The sequence below is a fragment of the Spongiactinospora gelatinilytica genome (assembly GCF_003236385.1).
Lineage (GTDB): Bacteria > Actinomycetota > Actinomycetes > Streptosporangiales > Streptosporangiaceae > Spongiactinospora > Spongiactinospora gelatinilytica.
Genome location: NZ_POUA01000923.1, coordinates 1 through 403 on the forward strand (window position 1 = coordinate 1; position 403 = coordinate 403).

General features: G+C 39.5%; 1 protein-coding gene. It reads right to left on the reverse strand.

The genetic code is table 11. The features are described 5' to 3' along the window. On the reverse strand, positions 1-403 hold a 403-nt coding region (locus C1I98_RS46845), incomplete at both ends, for a hypothetical protein (RefSeq protein ID WP_199537615.1).

Consider the following 403-nt stretch of genomic DNA (forward strand, 5'->3'; position numbering starts at 1 on the left):
AAGGAAAACTGCTAATTTCTTCATTACGTCTTTGTTGACCATTTCACCCTTTTGAGCAATAACTTCCCCTGTATCAGGATCAGCTAATGTTTCAGCTAGGGTTTGACCTAAAAGACGAGTCTTAAGGCTAAGTTTTTTATTTACTTTGTAACGACCTACTGGAGCCATGTCGTAACGTTTTGGATCAAAGAAGCGCGCAGTTAGCAAACTTCTTGAACTATCTGCAGTCTTAGGTTCACCAGGACGCAAACGTTCGTAAATATCCTTCAATGATTCAGCAACCCGTGAATCTTCGGGATTCTTATGAACATCTTTATCAAGAGTGAAATCTAAACTATCAGAACCACCAAAAATATCGATGATTTCTTCATCAGAGCCAAATCCAAGGGCACGAACTAATTCG